The 16,778-nt window shown below is 58.7% G+C and carries 15 protein-coding genes; 13 read left to right on the forward strand and 2 right to left on the reverse strand.

Going from position 1 to position 16,778, the window contains the following annotated elements:
* Positions 1-29: 29 nt before the first annotated feature.
* Both CKW30_RS07925 and map read right to left on the reverse strand, forming a co-directional pair.
* Positions 30-2,732 (reverse strand): [protein-PII] uridylyltransferase, encoded by a 2,703-nt coding sequence (locus tag CKW30_RS07925; RefSeq protein WP_095180486.1) that lies wholly within the window; start codon positions 2,730-2,732, stop codon positions 30-32.
* A 40-nt stretch (positions 2,733-2,772) separates the two neighbouring features.
* On the reverse strand, positions 2,773-3,555 hold the full coding sequence (gene map / locus CKW30_RS07930) for a type I methionyl aminopeptidase (RefSeq protein ID WP_024011828.1): 783 nt from the start codon (positions 3,553-3,555) through the stop codon (positions 2,773-2,775).
* Positions 3,556-3,928: 373 nt separating this feature from the next.
* Here map and rpsB point away from each other — a divergent pair, with 373 nt between their 5' ends.
* The 13 genes from rpsB to lpxA all read left to right on the forward strand — a co-directional run bounded on the left by rpsB (position 3,929) and on the right by lpxA (position 16,776).
* Positions 3,929-4,666 carry a 30S ribosomal protein S2 gene (rpsB, locus tag CKW30_RS07935; RefSeq protein ID WP_003222119.1) on the forward strand — a complete coding sequence of 246 codons (738 nt, stop codon included), beginning with the start codon at positions 3,929-3,931 and terminating at the stop codon, positions 4,664-4,666.
* A 191-nt stretch (positions 4,667-4,857) separates the two neighbouring features.
* Positions 4,858-5,721, forward strand: a complete 864-nt coding sequence (gene tsf, locus CKW30_RS07940) for a translation elongation factor Ts (RefSeq protein WP_095180487.1) — start codon at positions 4,858-4,860, stop codon at positions 5,719-5,721.
* Between the two features lie 209 nt (positions 5,722-5,930).
* Positions 5,931-6,674 carry a UMP kinase gene (pyrH, locus tag CKW30_RS07945; RefSeq protein ID WP_003222124.1) on the forward strand — a complete coding sequence of 248 codons (744 nt, stop codon included), beginning with the start codon at positions 5,931-5,933 and terminating at the stop codon, positions 6,672-6,674.
* The gene (gene frr, locus CKW30_RS07950; RefSeq protein ID WP_007954771.1) at positions 6,671-7,228 is read left to right on the forward strand and encodes a ribosome recycling factor; all 558 of its coding nucleotides are present in this window, start codon (positions 6,671-6,673) and stop codon (positions 7,226-7,228) included. Before pyrH ends, frr begins: the two co-directional genes overlap by 4 nt.
* A 14-nt stretch (positions 7,229-7,242) precedes the next feature.
* Positions 7,243-7,998, forward strand: coding sequence for a polyprenyl diphosphate synthase (gene uppS / locus CKW30_RS07955; RefSeq protein ID WP_016771475.1), 756 nt, complete (start codon positions 7,243-7,245; stop codon positions 7,996-7,998).
* Entirely contained in the window at positions 7,998-8,804 is an 807-nt protein-coding gene (locus CKW30_RS07960) for a phosphatidate cytidylyltransferase (protein ID WP_016771474.1), read from the forward strand. Before uppS ends, CKW30_RS07960 begins: the two co-directional genes overlap by 1 nt.
* Positions 8,801-9,991 (forward strand): 1-deoxy-D-xylulose-5-phosphate reductoisomerase, encoded by a 1,191-nt coding sequence (gene ispC, locus CKW30_RS07965; protein WP_095180488.1) that lies wholly within the window; start codon positions 8,801-8,803, stop codon positions 9,989-9,991. Before CKW30_RS07960 ends, ispC begins: the two co-directional genes overlap by 4 nt.
* Before the next feature lie 54 nt (positions 9,992-10,045).
* Entirely contained in the window at positions 10,046-11,398 is a 1,353-nt protein-coding gene (rseP, locus tag CKW30_RS07970) for a sigma E protease regulator RseP (protein WP_095180489.1), read from the forward strand.
* 74 nt (positions 11,399-11,472) lie between these two features.
* Entirely contained in the window at positions 11,473-13,848 is a 2,376-nt protein-coding gene (bamA, locus tag CKW30_RS07975; RefSeq protein ID WP_041478127.1) for an outer membrane protein assembly factor BamA, read from the forward strand.
* Positions 13,849-13,893: 45 nt separating this feature from the next.
* Positions 13,894-14,397: an OmpH family outer membrane protein gene (locus CKW30_RS07980; RefSeq protein ID WP_003222140.1), complete on the forward strand. Its 504-nt coding sequence runs from the start codon at positions 13,894-13,896 to the stop codon at positions 14,395-14,397.
* A gap of 3 nt (positions 14,398-14,400) precedes the next feature.
* A complete protein-coding gene (gene lpxD, locus CKW30_RS07985; protein WP_056783213.1) occupies positions 14,401-15,456 on the forward strand; it encodes a UDP-3-O-(3-hydroxymyristoyl)glucosamine N-acyltransferase in 1,056 nt (351 codons plus the stop codon).
* Between the two features lie 106 nt (positions 15,457-15,562).
* A complete protein-coding gene (fabZ, locus tag CKW30_RS07990; RefSeq protein WP_016771469.1) occupies positions 15,563-16,003 on the forward strand; it encodes a 3-hydroxyacyl-ACP dehydratase FabZ in 441 nt (146 codons plus the stop codon).
* Positions 16,000-16,776: an acyl-ACP--UDP-N-acetylglucosamine O-acyltransferase gene (lpxA, locus tag CKW30_RS07995; RefSeq protein WP_073476048.1), complete on the forward strand. Its 777-nt coding sequence runs from the start codon at positions 16,000-16,002 to the stop codon at positions 16,774-16,776. The genes fabZ and lpxA overlap by 4 nt, the downstream gene beginning before the upstream one ends.
* Positions 16,777-16,778 lie beyond the last annotated feature (2 nt).

Raw genomic sequence — 16,778 nt, forward strand, 5'->3', positions numbered from 1 at the left:
GGCTGCATTCACAGGGATAAACGGGTGATTCAGATACTGATCCGCGAAAGTTTGATATCCGGTTCCTGATTGACGCTCAGTTGTTCGACGATCGCATCTTGCAGACGGCTGCACAGCAGCGGATCGGACAGCGGCTGGTTGTGCGCGTCGGTGATGAAGAACACGTCTTCCACGCGCTCGCCCAGGGTCGCAATCTTGGCGTTCTGCAGCGACAGGTCGAACTCGAGGAAAATCCCTCCGACCCGCGCCAGCAGGCCCGGCCGGTCAGGCGCGGTCAGCTCCAGCACGGTCACTGGACGTTGGGCGTCGTTGTGGATCGTTACTTGCGGGGCGAAGGCGAAGTGTTTGAGCTGGCGCGGCACACGGCGCTGGATGATCGTTGGGTAGTCGTCCGGGTTGCGCAGCGCTTCGGTCAGGCCTTCGCGGATCTGCTTGATCCGCGCCGGGTTGTCGCCGATCGATTCGCCTTCGTTGTCGAGCACGATGTAGGTGTCGAGGGTGAACTGGCTGCTAGAGGTGATGACCCGGGCGTCGTGAATGTTCAGGTTGAGCTGGTCCATCGCCGCCACGGTCACGGCGAAGAAGTCGTGCTGGTCCGGCGCATAAATGAAGATCTGCGTGCCGCCTTCGAACTCGCGCTGGGTGGTTTCCTTGATCAGCACCAGAGGCCCGCCATCGACCGGTTGCTGCAGGATCGCATCGCTGTGCCAGGCGACGTCGCCGGCGGTGTGGCGCAGGAAATAGTCATCGCCCAATTGCGCCCACAGCTGCTCGACGTCGTCCGGGTCGGTGCCGCCGCGCACCAGAATGTCCAGCGCGGCGCTCTGCGTCTGGCGGATCTGCTCTTCGCGATCCACCGGGTTTTCCAGGCCCCGGCGCAGGGCTCGTTTGGTCTCGGTGTAGAGCTGGCGCAACAGGCTGGCGCGCCATGAATTCCACAGCGTCGGATTGGTCGCGTTGATGTCGGCCACGGTCAGCACATAGAGATAGTCGAGGCGTGTTTCGTCGCCGACCGCCTGGGCGAAATCGTGGATCACCTGCGGGTCGGACAGATCCTTGCGCTGCGCAGTGGTGGACATCACCAGGTGGTTCTGCACCAGCCAGACGATCAGGCGGCTGTCCCACACCGGCAACTGATGGCGCTGGCAGAACGCCTCGGCATCGACCGCGCCAATCTCCGAGTGATCGCCATGCCGGCCCTTGCCGATGTCGTGATACAGACCGGCCATGTAGATCAGCTCAGGTTTGGGCAGCTTGGCCATGAGCTTGGCGGCCAGCGGAAATTTCTCCGAGACCTGGGTGTACTGCAGTTTGCGCAGGTGCTTGATCAGGTTCAGCGTGTGCGCATCGACCGTATAGATGTGGAACAGGTCGTGCTGCATCTGCCCGACGATAAAACCGAACTCCGGCAGATAACGGCCGAGAATGCCGTAACGGTTCATCCGCCGCAGATTGCGGTGGATACCGATCTTGCATTTGAACAGCTCGATGAACAGGCTGGTGTTGCGGATATCGTTACGGAAGCTGTCATCGATCAGATGACGATGTTCGCGCAGCAGACGAATGGTGTCGGCGCGCACGCCTTTGATTTCCGGCTGCTGCGCCATCAGCACGAAAATCTCCAGCATGGCGAACGGCGTGCGGCGGAACACGTTGTCATTGCGCGCTTCGATGTAACCGTCATGCAACTGGAAGCGCGAGTTGATCGGTTGCGGCGGTGCCTCGTCTTCCGGGGCGAGGATGACTTCCTCGAAGTGCTGGATGATCAGATCGCTCAGTTGGGCGATGCTCATCACGGTGCGGAAATACTGCTGCATGAAGTTTTCGACCGCCTGTTTGGCGTCGTCTCCTTCAAAGCCAAGCAGGCCGGCAATGGTGCGTTGATGATCGAACAGCAAGCGGTCTTCGGAGCGGCCGGCGAGCATGTGCAAGGCATAGCGCACTTTCCACAGAAATTCCTGGGACGAGGCGAGCAGGGCGTTTTCGCTTTCGACCAGAAAGCCTTCTCCAGCGAGGGCGCGCAGGTTCAGGGTGCCGTACTGACGGCGGGCCACCCAGAGGATCGTCTGAATGTCACGCAGACCGCCGGGCGAGCCTTTGACGTTGGGTTCGAGGTTGTATTCGGTGTCGTTGTATTTGTGATGACGAGCCTTCTGCTCGGCTCGCTTGGCCAGGAAGAACTCCTTGGCCGGCCACATGTGCGCGGTGCTGGTGACGTCGAGCATGCGCTGGCGCAGACGCTCGGGGCCGCAGATAGTCCGGCTTTCCATCAGGTTGGTGACCACCGTCAGGTCGGCGCGGGCCTCTTCGGCACACTCATCGACCGAGCGCACGCTCTGGCCGACTTCCAGACCGATGTCCCACAACAGCGTCAGAAAACGCTCGATGGAGTCGCGGAAAACTTCGTGGTCAGCGCTGTCGAGCAGGATCAGCAGATCAATGTCGGAATAGGGATGCAGCTCGCCGCGGCCGTAGCCGCCCACTGCCACCAGAGCGATGTCGGCGTCTTCGCTCCAGTTGAACTGCTCCCAGGCCTTTTGCAGGATGTTGTCGACAAACCAGGCGCGGTCTTCGATCAGGCGGCGGATATCGCGGCCCTTGCGAAAACGCGTGTCGAGAACCTCGCGGGCCTGGCGGATCGCCTTCTTGAACGCCGCGATCGGACTCGCTTTAAGGGCCAGTTCAGCCTGGAACTGGCCGCGGTCGAAGAGTTCGGGATCCACCTGCGGCATCGATTGGCTTTCCTTCTATAGGCTGGGAGCGTTCTGGGTGTCAGGCCGAGATACGCGGGATGGTGTCATCGCTGCGCAAAGTGAAAATCTCGTAGCCGGTGTCGGTGACCAGCAGGGTGTGTTCCCACTGTGCCGACAGCTTGCGGTCCTTGGTGATCGCGGTCCAGCCGTCGCCGAGCACCTTGGTGTCGGCCTTGCCCTGGTTGATCATCGGCTCGATGGTGAAGGTCATGCCAGCCTTCAGTTCCATGCCGGTGCCGGCGCGACCGTAGTGCAGGATCTGCGGTTCTTCGTGGAAGACCTTGCCGATGCCGTGGCCGCAGAACTCGCGCACCACTGAGAAACCGTTCTTTTCCGCGTGCTTCTGGATTACTTCGCCGATGTCGCCGAGGCGGCAGCCGGGCTTGACGATCTCGATCGCCTTGTACATGCATTCCTGGGTGACCTGCGACAGGCGCTCGGCCCAGACCGGTACCTCGCCGACGTGGAACATGCGGCTGGTATCGCCGTGGTAGCCGTCCTTGATCACCGTGACGTCGATGTTCAGGGTGTCGCCGTTTTTCAGCGGTTTGTCGTTCGGGATGCCGTGGCAGACCACATGGTTGATCGAAGTGCAGATCGACTTCGGGTAGCCCTTGTAGTTGAGCGGGGCGGGGATGGCCTGCTGCACATTGACGATGTAGTCGTGGCAAATCTGGTTGAGCTGATCAGTGGTCACGCCCGGTTTGACATGTTCGGCAATCATTTCCAGCACATCGGCGGCCAGTTTGCCGGCGACACGCATGCCAGCGATGTCCTCGGGGGTTTTGAGGTTGACGGTCATACAGGCTCTCTCTGCGCTCGGCGGCGCTTACGGATACGAGTTGGGTGGCAAGCGTACATTTTGCGACCCTGAAAAACGCGATTCTACCAGACGGGAGGCGCAAATCCGCGCCTGCATGTCTGGCTTGTGTCTATACAATGGTGCCCATCGAGCCGATTCCAAGGGGGCTGCGCCCATGTCACTGGTGCGAATACAGATTCCGGGTTCCGTTTCTGCGCACCCTGTGGTATAAAATGCGCCGCTTTCCGGGGATGCCCCGAAAAGCTTAAATCCACACACGTGTCGACACGATGACCTGGGTGCCTTGGGCTTTATGCCTCTGGTTGGTCATTGGGATACGTGGAGGCCAAACCCGACTTATCAAGGAACTATCATGTCCCAAGTCAACATGCGCGATATGCTGAAGGCCGGTGTGCACTTCGGTCACCAAACCCGTTACTGGAATCCGAAAATGGGCAAGTACATTTTCGGCGCGCGTAACAAGATTCACATCATCAACCTTGAAAAAACCCTGCCAATGTTCAACGAAGCTCTGACTTTCGTAGAGCGTCTGGCCCAGGGCAAAAACAAGATTCTGTTCGTCGGCACCAAGCGTTCCGCTGGCAAGATCGTTGCTGAAGAAGCAGCACGTTGCGGTTCGCCGTACGTCGATCACCGCTGGTTGGGCGGCATGCTGACCAACTTCAAGACCATTCGTGCTTCCATCAAGCGTCTGCGTGACCTTGAAGTTCAAGCCGAAGACGGTACTTTCGCCAAGCTGACCAAGAAAGAAGCGCTGATGCGCTCCCGTGATCTTGAGAAGCTGGATCGTTCGCTGGGCGGCATCAAGGACATGGGCGGTCTGCCAGACGCACTGTTCGTGATCGACGTTGACCACGAGCGCATCGCGATCACCGAAGCCAACAAGCTGGGCATCCCGGTCATCGGCGTTGTCGATACCAACAGCAGCCCGGAAGGCGTTGACTACATCATCCCAGGCAACGATGACGCCATCCGCGCTATCCAGCTGTACATGGGTTCGATGGCTGACGCAGTTATCCGCGGTCGCAACAACGTTGCTGGCGGTACTGTTGAATTCGCAGCTGAAGAAACTCAGGCTGCAGCTGAGTAATCGACGCCCCTGGCGTTGACTCAGTAAGCAAAAAGGGGGCTTGGCCCCCTTTTTGCCACCTCGAAAACCATTTGTCGGCGCCCACGTCTGTATTTGTCATGTGCGGCAGCCAACATGGGTGGTTCGGGAAGAATTGAACGCCCGTTCGATCGGGTGGAATGGTTGAAAACCTATCCAAGAGGAATTTGAAAATGGCAGCAATTACTGCAGCGTTGGTCAAAGAACTGCGCGAGCGTACCGGCGAAGGCATGATGGATTGCAAGAAAGCCCTGGAAAAGGCTGACGGCGACATCGAAAAAGCCATTGATGACATGCGTGCTTCGGGCGCCATCAAGGCTGCGAAAAAAGCTGGCAACGTTGCCGCTGAAGGCGCAATCGCCATCAAATCGAATGACAAGGCAGCCGTGCTGCTGGAAGTCAACTCGCAGACCGACTTCCTGGCCCTGCAAGACGATTTCAAGAACTTCGTTGCTGCCAGCGTAGAAAAAGCTTTCGACGAAAAACTGACCGACGCAGCTCCGCTGATCGCCGCTCAGGAAACGGCTCGTGAAGCGCTGGTTGCCAAAGTCGGCGAGAACGTCAACATCCGTCGTCTGGTACGCGTAGAAGGTGACGTTGTCGGCACCTACCTGCACGGTAACAAGATCGGTGTTGCTGTTGTCCTGAAAGGCGGTGACGTCGAGCTGGCCAAAGACATCGCGATGCACGTTGCTGCAAGCAACCCTGAGTTCCTGCTGCCTTCGCAAGTCTCCGACGAAGCGATCGAGCGTGAGAAAGCTGTGTTCCTGCAGCTGAACGAAGAAAAGATCAAAGGCAAGCCAGAAAACATTGTTGAGAACATGGTCAAAGGCCGTATCAGCAAGTTCCTGGCGGAAGCGAGCCTGGTCGAGCAGGCGTTCGTCAAGAACCCTGAAGTCAAGGTTGGCGAGCTGGCCAAGAAAGCCGGCGCTGAAATCGTTTCCTTCACTTACTTCAAAGTAGGCGAAGGCATCGAGAAGCCGGTCGACAACTTCGCTGAAGAAGTTGCTGCCCAGCTGGCTGCCGCCAAGCAATAAGACAGTTTTTCAACTGTCGCCCGAAAGAGGCTGCCCGCTAACGCGCGCAGCCTCTTTTCAGATGGGGTACCAATTTTTTATTTGGTTTCCACCCGGAACTGACTTACAAAGCCATGTTCCGATGGCGCTGCAGCAGCGCCAAGCTAGAGTGAACGCCAGCTGTAAACAGCTCGCAAAGAATTTTAAATACGCCGCAGGAGAGATTCGCAATGGCTCAGCAGGGCAGTGGTTATCAGGCTCGCTATAAACGCATTCTACTCAAGCTTAGCGGCGAGGCCCTGATGGGCTCGGAAGAGTTCGGGATCGATCCGAAGGTGCTGGATCGCATGGCGCTGGAAGTCGGCCAACTGGTCGGCATCGGCGTGCAGGTCGGTCTGGTCATCGGCGGTGGCAACCTGTTCCGTGGCGAAGCCCTGAGCAAGGCCGGGATGGATCGGGTCACGGGCGACCACATGGGCATGCTGGCCACTGTGATGAACGCCTTGGCCATGCGCGATGCGCTGGAACGTGCCAATATCTCGGCCATCGTCATGTCCGCCATCTCCATGGTCGGTGTGACCGATCACTACGATCGCCGCAAAGCCATGCGTCACCTGAACTCCAAAGACGTCGTGATCTTCGCGGCCGGTACCGGCAATCCGTTCTTCACCACGGATTCGGCAGCCTGCCTGCGTGCAATCGAAATCGACGCCGACGTTGTGCTCAAGGCCACCAAGGTTGATGGCGTGTACACCGCAGACCCATTCAAAGACCCGCATGCCGAGAAGTTCGATCATCTGACTTATGATGAAGTACTGGATCGCAAGCTGGGCGTAATGGATCTGACTGCCATCTGCCTGTGCCGCGATCACAAGATGCCGCTGCGCGTATTCAACATGAACAAGCCCGGCGCCCTGCTGAACATCGTGCACGGCGGCGCTGAAGGGACTTTGATCGAGGAAGGCCAACAATGATCAACGAAATCAAGAAAGACGCCCAAGCGCGTATGCAGAAATCCCTGGAATCTCTGAACCACGCGTTCGGCCAGATTCGTACCGGCAAGGCTCACCCGAGCATTCTGGGTAGCGTGATGGTGCCTTACTACGGCACTGACACTCCGCTGAGCGGCGTTGCCAACGTCACCGTAAAGGACTCGCGCACCCTGCAGGTCGTGGCCTTCGAGCGCAACATGCTCGCTGCCGTCGACAAGGCAATCCAGAGCGCCGGTCTGAACCTCAACCCGACCAACCTGGGCGAGTTGCTGTTGATCCCGATGCCTGCCCTTACCGAAGAAACGCGCAAAGGCTTCACCAAGCAGGCGCGCAGCGCAGCGGAAGACGCGCGCGTTGCTGTGCGCAACATCCGTCGTGATGCCTTGGGCGAGCTGAAGAAACTGGTCAAGGACAAGGAAATCAGCGAAGACGAAGAGCGTCGTGCCATCGCTGATATCGACAAGCTGACCAAAGAATCCGAGGCCCAGATCACCAAGGCCACGGACGAGAAAGAAAAAGACCTGATGGCCGTATAAGGGTCGAGCTTTAAATGGACAAGACCAAGCAGACTGCGCCGTCCGCGGTGCCGCGCCATGTCGCGATCATCATGGATGGCAATAATCGCTGGGCGAAAAAACGCTTTATGCCGGGTGTCGCCGGGCATAAAGCGGGCGTGGATGCTGTGCGGGCGGTGATCGAGGTGTGCGCTGAGGCCAAGGTCGAAGTCCTGACCCTGTTCGCCTTCTCCAGTGAAAACTGGCAGCGCCCGGCCGATGAAGTCAGTGCCTTGATGGATCTGTTCTTCAAGGCGCTGCGTCGTGAGGCCAAGCGTCTCAACGACAACAACATCAGCCTGCGCATCATTGGCGATCGCTCGCGCTTCCACCCTGAGCTTCAGGCGGCGATGCGCGAGGCCGAGGCCATGACGGTCGGTGCCAACCGCTTTGTCCTGCAGATCGCCGCCAACTACGGCGGTCAGTGGGATATCGCTCAGGCCGCGCAGCGTCTGGCGCGAGAAGTCCAGGCCGGGCACTTGCGCCCGGAGGACATCACCCCGGATCTGCTGCAGACCTGTCTGGCCACCGGCGATCTGCCGTTGCCTGACCTGTGCATCCGTACCGGTGGCGAGCATCGCATCAGCAACTTCCTGCTGTGGCAGCTGGCCTACGCCGAGCTGTACTTCTCCGACCTGTTCTGGCCGGACTTCAAACACGACGCCATGCGCACTGCGCTGGCCGATTTCGCTTCGCGCCAGCGTCGTTTCGGTAAAACGAGCGAACAGGTCGAAGCTGGAGCCCGGGTTTAATGCTTAAACAACGAATCATCACTGCACTGATCCTGCTGCCGATCGCCTTGTGCGGGTTTTTCCTGCTCAAAGGTGCCGGCTTTGCGCTGTTCATCGGTCTGGTAGTCAGTCTCGGTGCGTGGGAATGGGCGCGTCTGGCCGGCTTCACCGCACAGTCGTTCCGCGTCGGCTTTGCCGCTGTGGTCGCCCTGATGCTGTTCGTCATGTATGTGCTGCCGGGCCTTGCGCCTTGGGTGCTCGGTGCATCGGTAATCTGGTGGGCGATTGCGACTTATCTGGTGCTGACGTATCCACGCTCGAGCGCGCACTGGTCCACAGCGGCGACCAAACTGCTGATTGGTCTGCTGATCCTGCTGCCTGCGTGGCAGGGTCTGGTGCAGATCAAGCAGTACCCGCTGGGTAACTGGTTGATCATGGCGGTGATGGTGTTGGTCTGGGGCGCGGACATCGGCGCTTACTTTTCCGGGCGCAAGTTCGGCAAGCGCAAGCTCGCGCCGCAGGTCAGCCCGGGCAAGAGCTGGGAAGGCGTGTACGGTGGTCTGGCGCTGAGTCTGGTGATTACCGCGATTGTCGGGCTGGTGCGCGACTGGACCGTGGCCGAGCTGCTCAAAGGCCTGATCGGCGCTGCAGTGATCGTCTTTATTTCCGTGGTCGGTGACCTTACCGAAAGCATGTTCAAGCGCCAATCCGGCATCAAGGACAGCAGTAATCTGCTGCCCGGGCATGGTGGCGTGCTGGATCGCATCGACAGCCTGACCGCGGCCATTCCGGTGTTCGCCGTATTGCTCTGGATGGCCGCACCGTGAGTCGTCCCCAGCAGATTACGGTGTTGGGTGCGACCGGTTCGATCGGTCTGAGCACCCTTGATGTGATTGCGCGTCATCCTGAGCGTTATCAGGTTTTCGCATTGAGTGGTTTCACGCGCCTCACTGAGTTGTTCGCGTTGTGCGTGCGTCATGTGCCGCAGTTTGCCGTGGTGCCTGAAGTGGCCGCAGCGCGCGGTTTGCAGGATGACTTGCGTGCAGCCGGTTTGCCGACTCGCGTCCTGGTAGGCGAGGAGGGCCTGTGTCAGGTTGCCTCCGCGCCCGAAGTCGATGCAGTAATGGCGGCCATCGTCGGTGCGGCCGGGCTGCGTCCGACACTGGCGGCGGTCGAGGCGGGCAAGAAGATTCTGCTGGCCAATAAAGAAGCGCTGGTGATGTCCGGCGCTCTGTTCATGCAGGCCGTGCGCAAAAGCGGTTCGGTACTGCTGCCGATCGACAGCGAACACAATGCGATTTTTCAATGCATGCCAGCGGATTTCGCCCGCGGCTTGAGCTCGGTGGGTGTGCGGCGGATTTTGCTGACAGCCTCTGGCGGGCCTTTCCGGCAGACACCGATGTCCGAGCTGGCGAATGTTTCGCCTGAGCAGGCGTGTGCACATCCGAACTGGTCCATGGGGCGCAAGATCTCCGTGGATTCAGCGAGCATGATGAACAAGGGCCTGGAACTGATCGAAGCCTGCTGGTTGTTCGATGCCAAACCGTCTCAGGTCGAAGTGGTAATTCATCCGCAAAGCGTGATCCATTCTCTGGTCGATTACGTCGATGGCTCGGTCCTGGCGCAGTTGGGTAATCCGGACATGCGCACACCGATCGCTAACGCATTGGCCTGGCCGGAGCGTATCGATTCCGGCGTACCGCCACTGGACCTCTTCGCCATTGCGCGACTGGATTTCGAAGCGCCCGATGAAAGCCGTTTCCCCTGTCTGCGTTTGGCCCGTCAGGCGGCCGAAGCTGGCGACAGCGCGCCGGCGATGCTTAACGCGGCCAATGAAGTGGCAGTTGCAGCGTTTCTCGACGGACGGGTTCGCTACCTGGAAATCGCGAGTATCATCGAGGAAGTCTTGAATCTGGAGCCGGTGGTGGCGCTGAACGATCTGGATGCCGTATTTACGGCGGACGCGAAAGCGCGATTGCTGGCCGAGCAATGGTTGAGTCGGCACGGCCGATAGTTTTTGCAACACAACGGCGACACGCGACACTGAACAGGATTGCGGAGAAAGTAGATGAGCGCGCTCTATATGATTGCCGGCACCCTGATCGCCTTGGGTGTGCTGGTCACCTTCCACGAATTCGGCCACTTCTGGGTCGCGCGTCGCTGTGGCGTCAAGGTTCTGCGTTTCTCCGTGGGCTTTGGCATGCCGTTGCTGCGCTGGCATGACAAGCAGGGCACTGAGTTCGTGGTCGCCGCGATTCCGCTGGGCGGCTACGTCAAGATGCTCGACGAGCGCGAAGGCGAAGTGCCGGTTGATCAACTTGATCAGTCGTTCAATCGCAAATCGGTACGTCAGCGTATCGCCATTGTTGCTGCCGGCCCGATTGCCAACTTCCTGCTGGCGCTGGTGTTTTTCTGGGTGCTGGCGATGCTCGGCAGCGAGCAGGTGCGTCCGGTCATCGGCGCGGTCGAGTCTGGCAGCATTGCCGCCAAGGCGGGTCTGAACGCGGGTCAGGAGATCGTCTCGATCGATGGCGAGCCAACGTCCGGTTGGGCTGCGGTCAATTTGCAACTGGTGCGTCGTCTCGGTGAAAGCGGTGCGATTCAATTGCTGGTGCGCGAGCAGGGTTCGACGGCAGAATCACCGCGCACGCTGGCACTGGATAACTGGCTAAAAGGTGCCGACGAGCCGGATCCGATCCGCTCGCTGGGCATTCGTCCTTGGCGTCCGGCCTTGCCGCCGGTGCTTGCCGAGCTGGACCCGAAAGGTCCGGCCCAGGCCGCCGGGCTGAAAACCGGCGATCGCTTGCTGGCGCTTGATGGCCAGCCGCTCGATGACTGGCAGCAAGTGGTCGATACCGTTCGTACGCGTCCTGATACCAAAATCATGCTGCGCATCGAGCGCGACAATGCTCAAATCGACGTCCCTGTGACCCTGGCGGCGCGCGGTGAAAGCAAATCGCCAAGCGGTTATCTGGGCGCTGGCGTCAAAGCCATCGACTGGCCACCGGAAATGATCCGCGAAGTCAGCTATGGCCCGCTGGCCGCGATTGGCGAGGGTGCCCGTCGCACTTGGACCATGAGCATTCTGACGCTGGATTCACTGAAGAAAATGCTGTTCGGCGAGCTCTCGGTAAAAAACTTGAGTGGACCGATAACCATTGCTAAAGTGGCGGGCGCTTCTGCCCAGTCGGGCGTCGCTGATTTCCTGAATTTCCTTGCTTATCTGAGTATTAGCCTGGGCGTTCTGAATTTGCTGCCCATTCCTGTACTGGATGGGGGGCATTTGTTGTTTTATCTGATCGAGTGGGTGCGTGGTCGCCCCTTGTCGGATCGGGTGCAAGGTTGGGGGATACAGATCGGTATCAGTTTGGTGGTCGGGGTGATGTTGCTTGCTCTGGTCAACGATCTGGGTCGACTGTAACGCTTCGCTGAATTGCGAATCTGCCGCATTTTGCGGCAGTTTGTTTATTGCCAGTTGGAATAAGAAAGGACTTCATGAAACGTCTGCTGCTAACTGCGGTTCTCACCGTATTGATGATCGCCGAAGTTCACGCCGAGTCCTTCACTATCTCTGATATTCGCGTCAATGGCCTCCAGCGGGTCTCCGCGGGTAGCGTCTTTGGTGCCTTGCCGTTGAACGTCGGCGAGCAGGCGGATGATCGTCGCCTGGTGGAATCCACTCGTGCGTTGTTCAAAACCGGTTTCTTTCAAGATATCCAGCTGGGCCGCGAAGGCAACGTTCTGGTCATCACCGTGGTCGAGCGTCCATCGGTCGCCAGTATCGAAATCGAAGGCAACAAGGCGATTTCCACTGAAGACCTGATGAAAGGCCTCAAGCAATCCGGTCTGGCCGAAGGCGAAATCTTCCAGCGCGCCACCCTCGAGGGTGTGCGTAACGAACTGCAACGTCAGTACGTCGCCCAGGGTCGCTACTCGGCAACCGTTGACACCGAAGTGGTTTCGCAGCCGCGTAACCGCGTGGGTCTGAAGGTGAAGATCAACGAAGGTACCGTTGCCGCCATTCAGCACATCAACGTGGTAGGCAATACGGTTTTCCCTGAGGAAGACCTGACCGACCTGTTCGAACTGAAAACCACCAACTGGCTGTCGTTCTTCAAGAACGATGACAAATATGCCCGTGAAAAACTTTCCGGTGACCTGGAGCGTCTGCGTTCCTACTATCTGGACCGCGGCTATATCAACATGGACATCGCTTCGACCCAGGTATCGATTACCCCGGACAAGAAGCACGTCTACATTACTGTCAACGTCACCGAAGGCGAGAAGTACACCGTTCGAGACGTCAAGCTCAGCGGTGACCTGAAAGTCCCTGAAGACCAGATCAAGTCGCTGTTGCTCGTGCAGAAGGGCCAGGTGTTCTCGCGCAAGCTGATGACCACCACCTCCGAGCTGATCACCCGTCGTCTGGGTAACGAAGGCTACACATTCGCCAACGTCAACGGCGTGCCTCAGCCGCACGATGATGACCACACTGTGGACATCCTCTTCGCTGTCGATCCGGGCAAGCGTGCCTACGTAAACCGCATCAATTTCCGTGGCAACACCAAGTCCGAGGACGAAGTGCTGCGTCGTGAAATGCGTCAAATGGAAGGTGGCTGGGCTTCGACCTACCTGATCGACCAGTCCAAGACCCGTCTGGAGCGCCTGGGCTTCTTCAAGGAAGTCAACGTTGAAACCCCGGCGGTGCCTGGCGTCGACGACCAGGTTGATGTGAACTACGCCGTTGAAGAACAGGCTTCCGGTTCGATCACCGCCAGCGTTGGTTTCGCCCAGAGCGCCGGTCTGATCCTCGGTGGTTCGATCACCCAGAACAACTTCTTGGGTACCGGTAACCGCGTCAGCATCGGCCTGACCCGCAGCGAATACCAGAGCCGCTACAACTTCGGCTACGTTGACCCCTACTGGACCGCCGACGGCGTGAGCCTGGGTTACAACGCGTTCTATCGCACCACCGACTACGATGAACTCGATGCCGATATTTCCAGCTATGCGGTAGACAGCCTCGGTGCGGGCGTGAACGTCGGCTACCCGATCAGCGAAACATCGCGTCTGACCTTCGGTCTGTCTGCCCAGCAGGACAAGATCAACACCGGTCGCTATACCGTTGACGAGATTTTCGACTTCGTCGAGAAGGAAGGCGACAACTACCTGAACTTCAAGGCCTCGGCCGGTTGGTCCGAGTCGACCCTGAACAAAGGCGTGTTGCCGACCCGTGGTCGTTCCCAGAGCCTGACCCTGGAAACCACCATTCCTGGCAGCGACCTGTCGTTCTTCAAACTTGACTACCGTGGTCAGCTGTTCCAGCCGATCACCGAAAACTACACACTGCGCCTGCACTCCGAACTCGGTTATGGCGATGGTTACGGTTCGACCGATGGTCTGCCGTTCTATGAAAACTACTATGCCGGTGGTTTCAACTCGGTTCGTGGCTTCAAGGACAGCACCCTCGGCCCGCGCAGTACGCCGAGCCGTGGTAACAACCCTGGCACTATCGCTGACCCGGACCAGGATCCACTGCCGTTCGGTGGTAACGTCCTGATCCAGGGCGGTGTAGAAGTTCTGTTCCCGCTGCCATTCGTCAAGGATCAGCGTTCCCTGCGTACTTCGGTCTTCTGGGATGTCGGTAACGTGTTTGACTCGCAGTGCAAGGACACTACGAACGCCAATGGTTCCTCGTCCAACACCAAGTGCAACGACATCAGCCTGAGCAACATGGCCAGTTCCGTAGGTGTCGGCGTGACCTGGGTCACCGCACTGGGTCCGTTGAGCTTCGCCCTGGCGATGCCGATCAAGAAACCGGATGACGCTGAAACTCAAGTGTTCCAATTCTCCCTCGGCCAGACGTTCTAAGCGTCTGACCCAAGATAACGACAATGGATTTTGTAGGAGTGCATCGTGCGTAAGTTGACTCAATTGGTTCTCCTGGCCTCCGTACTGGTGGCAGGCCCGGCGTTCGCCGACATGAAAATTGCCGTGCTGAACTATCAGATGGCTCTGCTGGAATCCGACGCGGCGAAGAAGTACGCGGTGGATGCAGAGAAGAAGTTCGGTCCGCAACTGACCAAGCTGAAAACCCTGGAAAGCAGCGCCAAAGGCATTCAGGACCGTCTGATGGCCGGTGGCGACAAAATGCAGCAGGGCGAGCGTGAGCGTCTGGAGCTGGAATTCAAGCAAAAGGCTCGTGACTTCCAGTTCCAGTCCAAGGAACTGAATGAAGCCAAAGCTGTTGCCGACCGTGAAATGCTCAAGCAACTGAAGCCGAAACTGGACAGTGCCGTGGAAGAAGTCATCAAGAAAGGTGGTTTTGACCTGGTGTTCGAGCGTGGCGCAGTCATCGATGTCAAACCTCAGTACGACATCACGCGCCAGGTTATCGAGCGCATGAATCAGCTGAAGTAACCCATGACCGTGACTATCAGGCTCGGCCAGTTGGCCGAGCACCTCGGCGCCACCCTGCGTGGCGACCCCGAGACGCAAATTACTGGGCTAGCCACTTTGCAAGAGGCTGGCCCAGCTCAGTTGAGCTTTCTGGCAAATCCCCAATACCGCAAATACCTGGCCGGTTCTCAGGCAGCTGCACTGCTGCTCAAGGAAGCCGACGCCGAAGGTTTCGCCGGTAATGCCTTGGTGGTGCCGGATCCTTACCTGGCCTACGCACGCATCTCGCATCTGTTCGATCCAAAGCCAAAAGCGGCTGGCGGGATTCATCCGACAGCGGTGATCGCGGCGGACGCAGTGGTTGATCCAAGTGCCAGCATCGGTCCGTTCGTGGTGATCGAAGCCGGTGCACGCATCGCTGCACAGGTCACGCTGGGCGCGCATTGCGTAGTCGGCGCGCGCAGCGAAATCGGTGAAGGCGGCTGGCTGGCTCCGCGCGTCACGCTCTATCACGATGTGCGCATCGGCAAGCGTGTGGTTATTCAGTCCGGTGCAGTGATCGGCGGTGAGGGCTTCGGCTTCGCCAACGAGAAAGGTGTCTGGCAGAAAATCGCCCAGATCGGTGGCGTGACCATCGGCGACGATGTCGAGATCGGCGTGAACACCGCCATCGACCGCGGCGCTCTGGCCGATACGGTGATTGGCAACGGTGTGAAGCTCGACAACCAGATTCAGATCGCGCACAACGTCCAGGTCGGTGATCACACCGCCATGGCTGCGTGCGTCGGCATTTCCGGCAGCACCAAGATCGGCAAGCACTGCATGCTCGCTGGCGGTGTAGGTCTGGTCGGCCACATTGATATTTGCGACAACGTTTTCCTGACCGGGATGACTATGGTGACTCACTCGATTACCGAGCCGGGCGCCTATTCTTCCGGCACAGCCATGCAACCGGCGGCCGAATGGCGCAAAAGCGCGGCCCGAATCCGTCAGCTCGATGACATCGCGCGACGGTTGAAACAGCTGGAAAAGCGCGTTGGGGAAGTGACCCCTGACGGCAATGCTTCATCTGATGGCTGATACCATTTCCATATCAAGTGTGCACAGCCTCTGGACTGCCTCCTTGATTTGCTAGAGGAGTGCGCGTCAGTCGCGCTCCCAATCTTTACATAGGCTTTCCCCTGAAATGATGGACATCAACGAGATTCGCGAATACCTGCCTCACCGTTACCCGTTCCTGCTGGTGGACCGGGTGGTGGAACTGGACACTGAAGGCAAGCGAATTCGCGCCTACAAGAATGTCAGCATCAATGAACCGTTCTTCAATGGTCACTTCCCTGCGCATCCAATCATGCCGGGCGTGCTGATCATCGAGGCGATGGCTCAGGCTGCCGGGATCCTCGGTTTCAAGATGCTCGACGTCAAACCGGCCGACGGCACCCTGTATTACTTCGTCGGTTCCGACAAGCTGCGCTTCCGCCAGCCAGTCAAGCCGGGCGATCAGTTGATCCTTGAAGCGACTTTCATCAGCTGCAAGCGCAAGATCTGGAAGTTCGAATGCCAGGCTTCGGTGGACGGCAAGCCGGTCTGCTCGGCAGAAATCATCTGCGCGGAACAGAAAGTATGAGTTTGATTGACCCTCGCGCAATCATCGATCCGTCCGCCGTTCTGGCTGACGGCGTCGAGGTCGGCCCGTGGTCGATCATCGGCGCAGGTGTGGAAATCGGCGAGGGTACCGTGATCGGGCCGCATGTGATCCTCAAGGGGCCGACCCGCATTGGTAAACACAATCGCATCTACCAGTTTTCTTCGGTAGGCGAAGACACCCCGGATCTGAAGTACAAAGGCGAGGAAACCCGCCTGGTGATCGGCGACCACAACGTTATTCGTGAAGGCGTGACCATTCACCGTGGCACCGTGCAGGACCGTTCGGAAACCACGCTGGGTGATCACAACCTGATCATGGCCTATGCCCACATCGGCCATGACAGCGTCATCGGCAATCACTGCATTCTGGTCAACAACACTGCGTTGGCCGGGCATGTACACGTTGACGACTGGGCGATCCTCTCCGGTTTTACCCTGGTGCATCAGTACTGCCACATCGGCGCCCACAGCTTTTCCGGCATGGGCACGGCGATCGGCAAGGACGTTCCGGCGTTCGTCACCGTATTCGGCAACCCGGCCGAAGCGCGCAGCATGAACTTCGAAGGCATGCGCCGTCGCGGTTTCAGCGAAGACGCGATCCACGCCTTGCGTCGTGCTTACAAGACGGTCTATCGGCAGGGCCTGACGGTCGAGCAGGCGTTGGCCGAACTGGCCGAGTCGTCTGCGCAGTTCCCTGAAGTCGCCGTGTTCCGCGATTCGATCCAGGCATCGACTCGCGGCATCACCCGCTGATC

Source organism: Pseudomonas sp. Irchel 3F6, from assembly GCF_900187595.1.
GTDB classification, from domain to species: domain Bacteria; phylum Pseudomonadota; class Gammaproteobacteria; order Pseudomonadales; family Pseudomonadaceae; genus Aquipseudomonas; species Aquipseudomonas siliginis.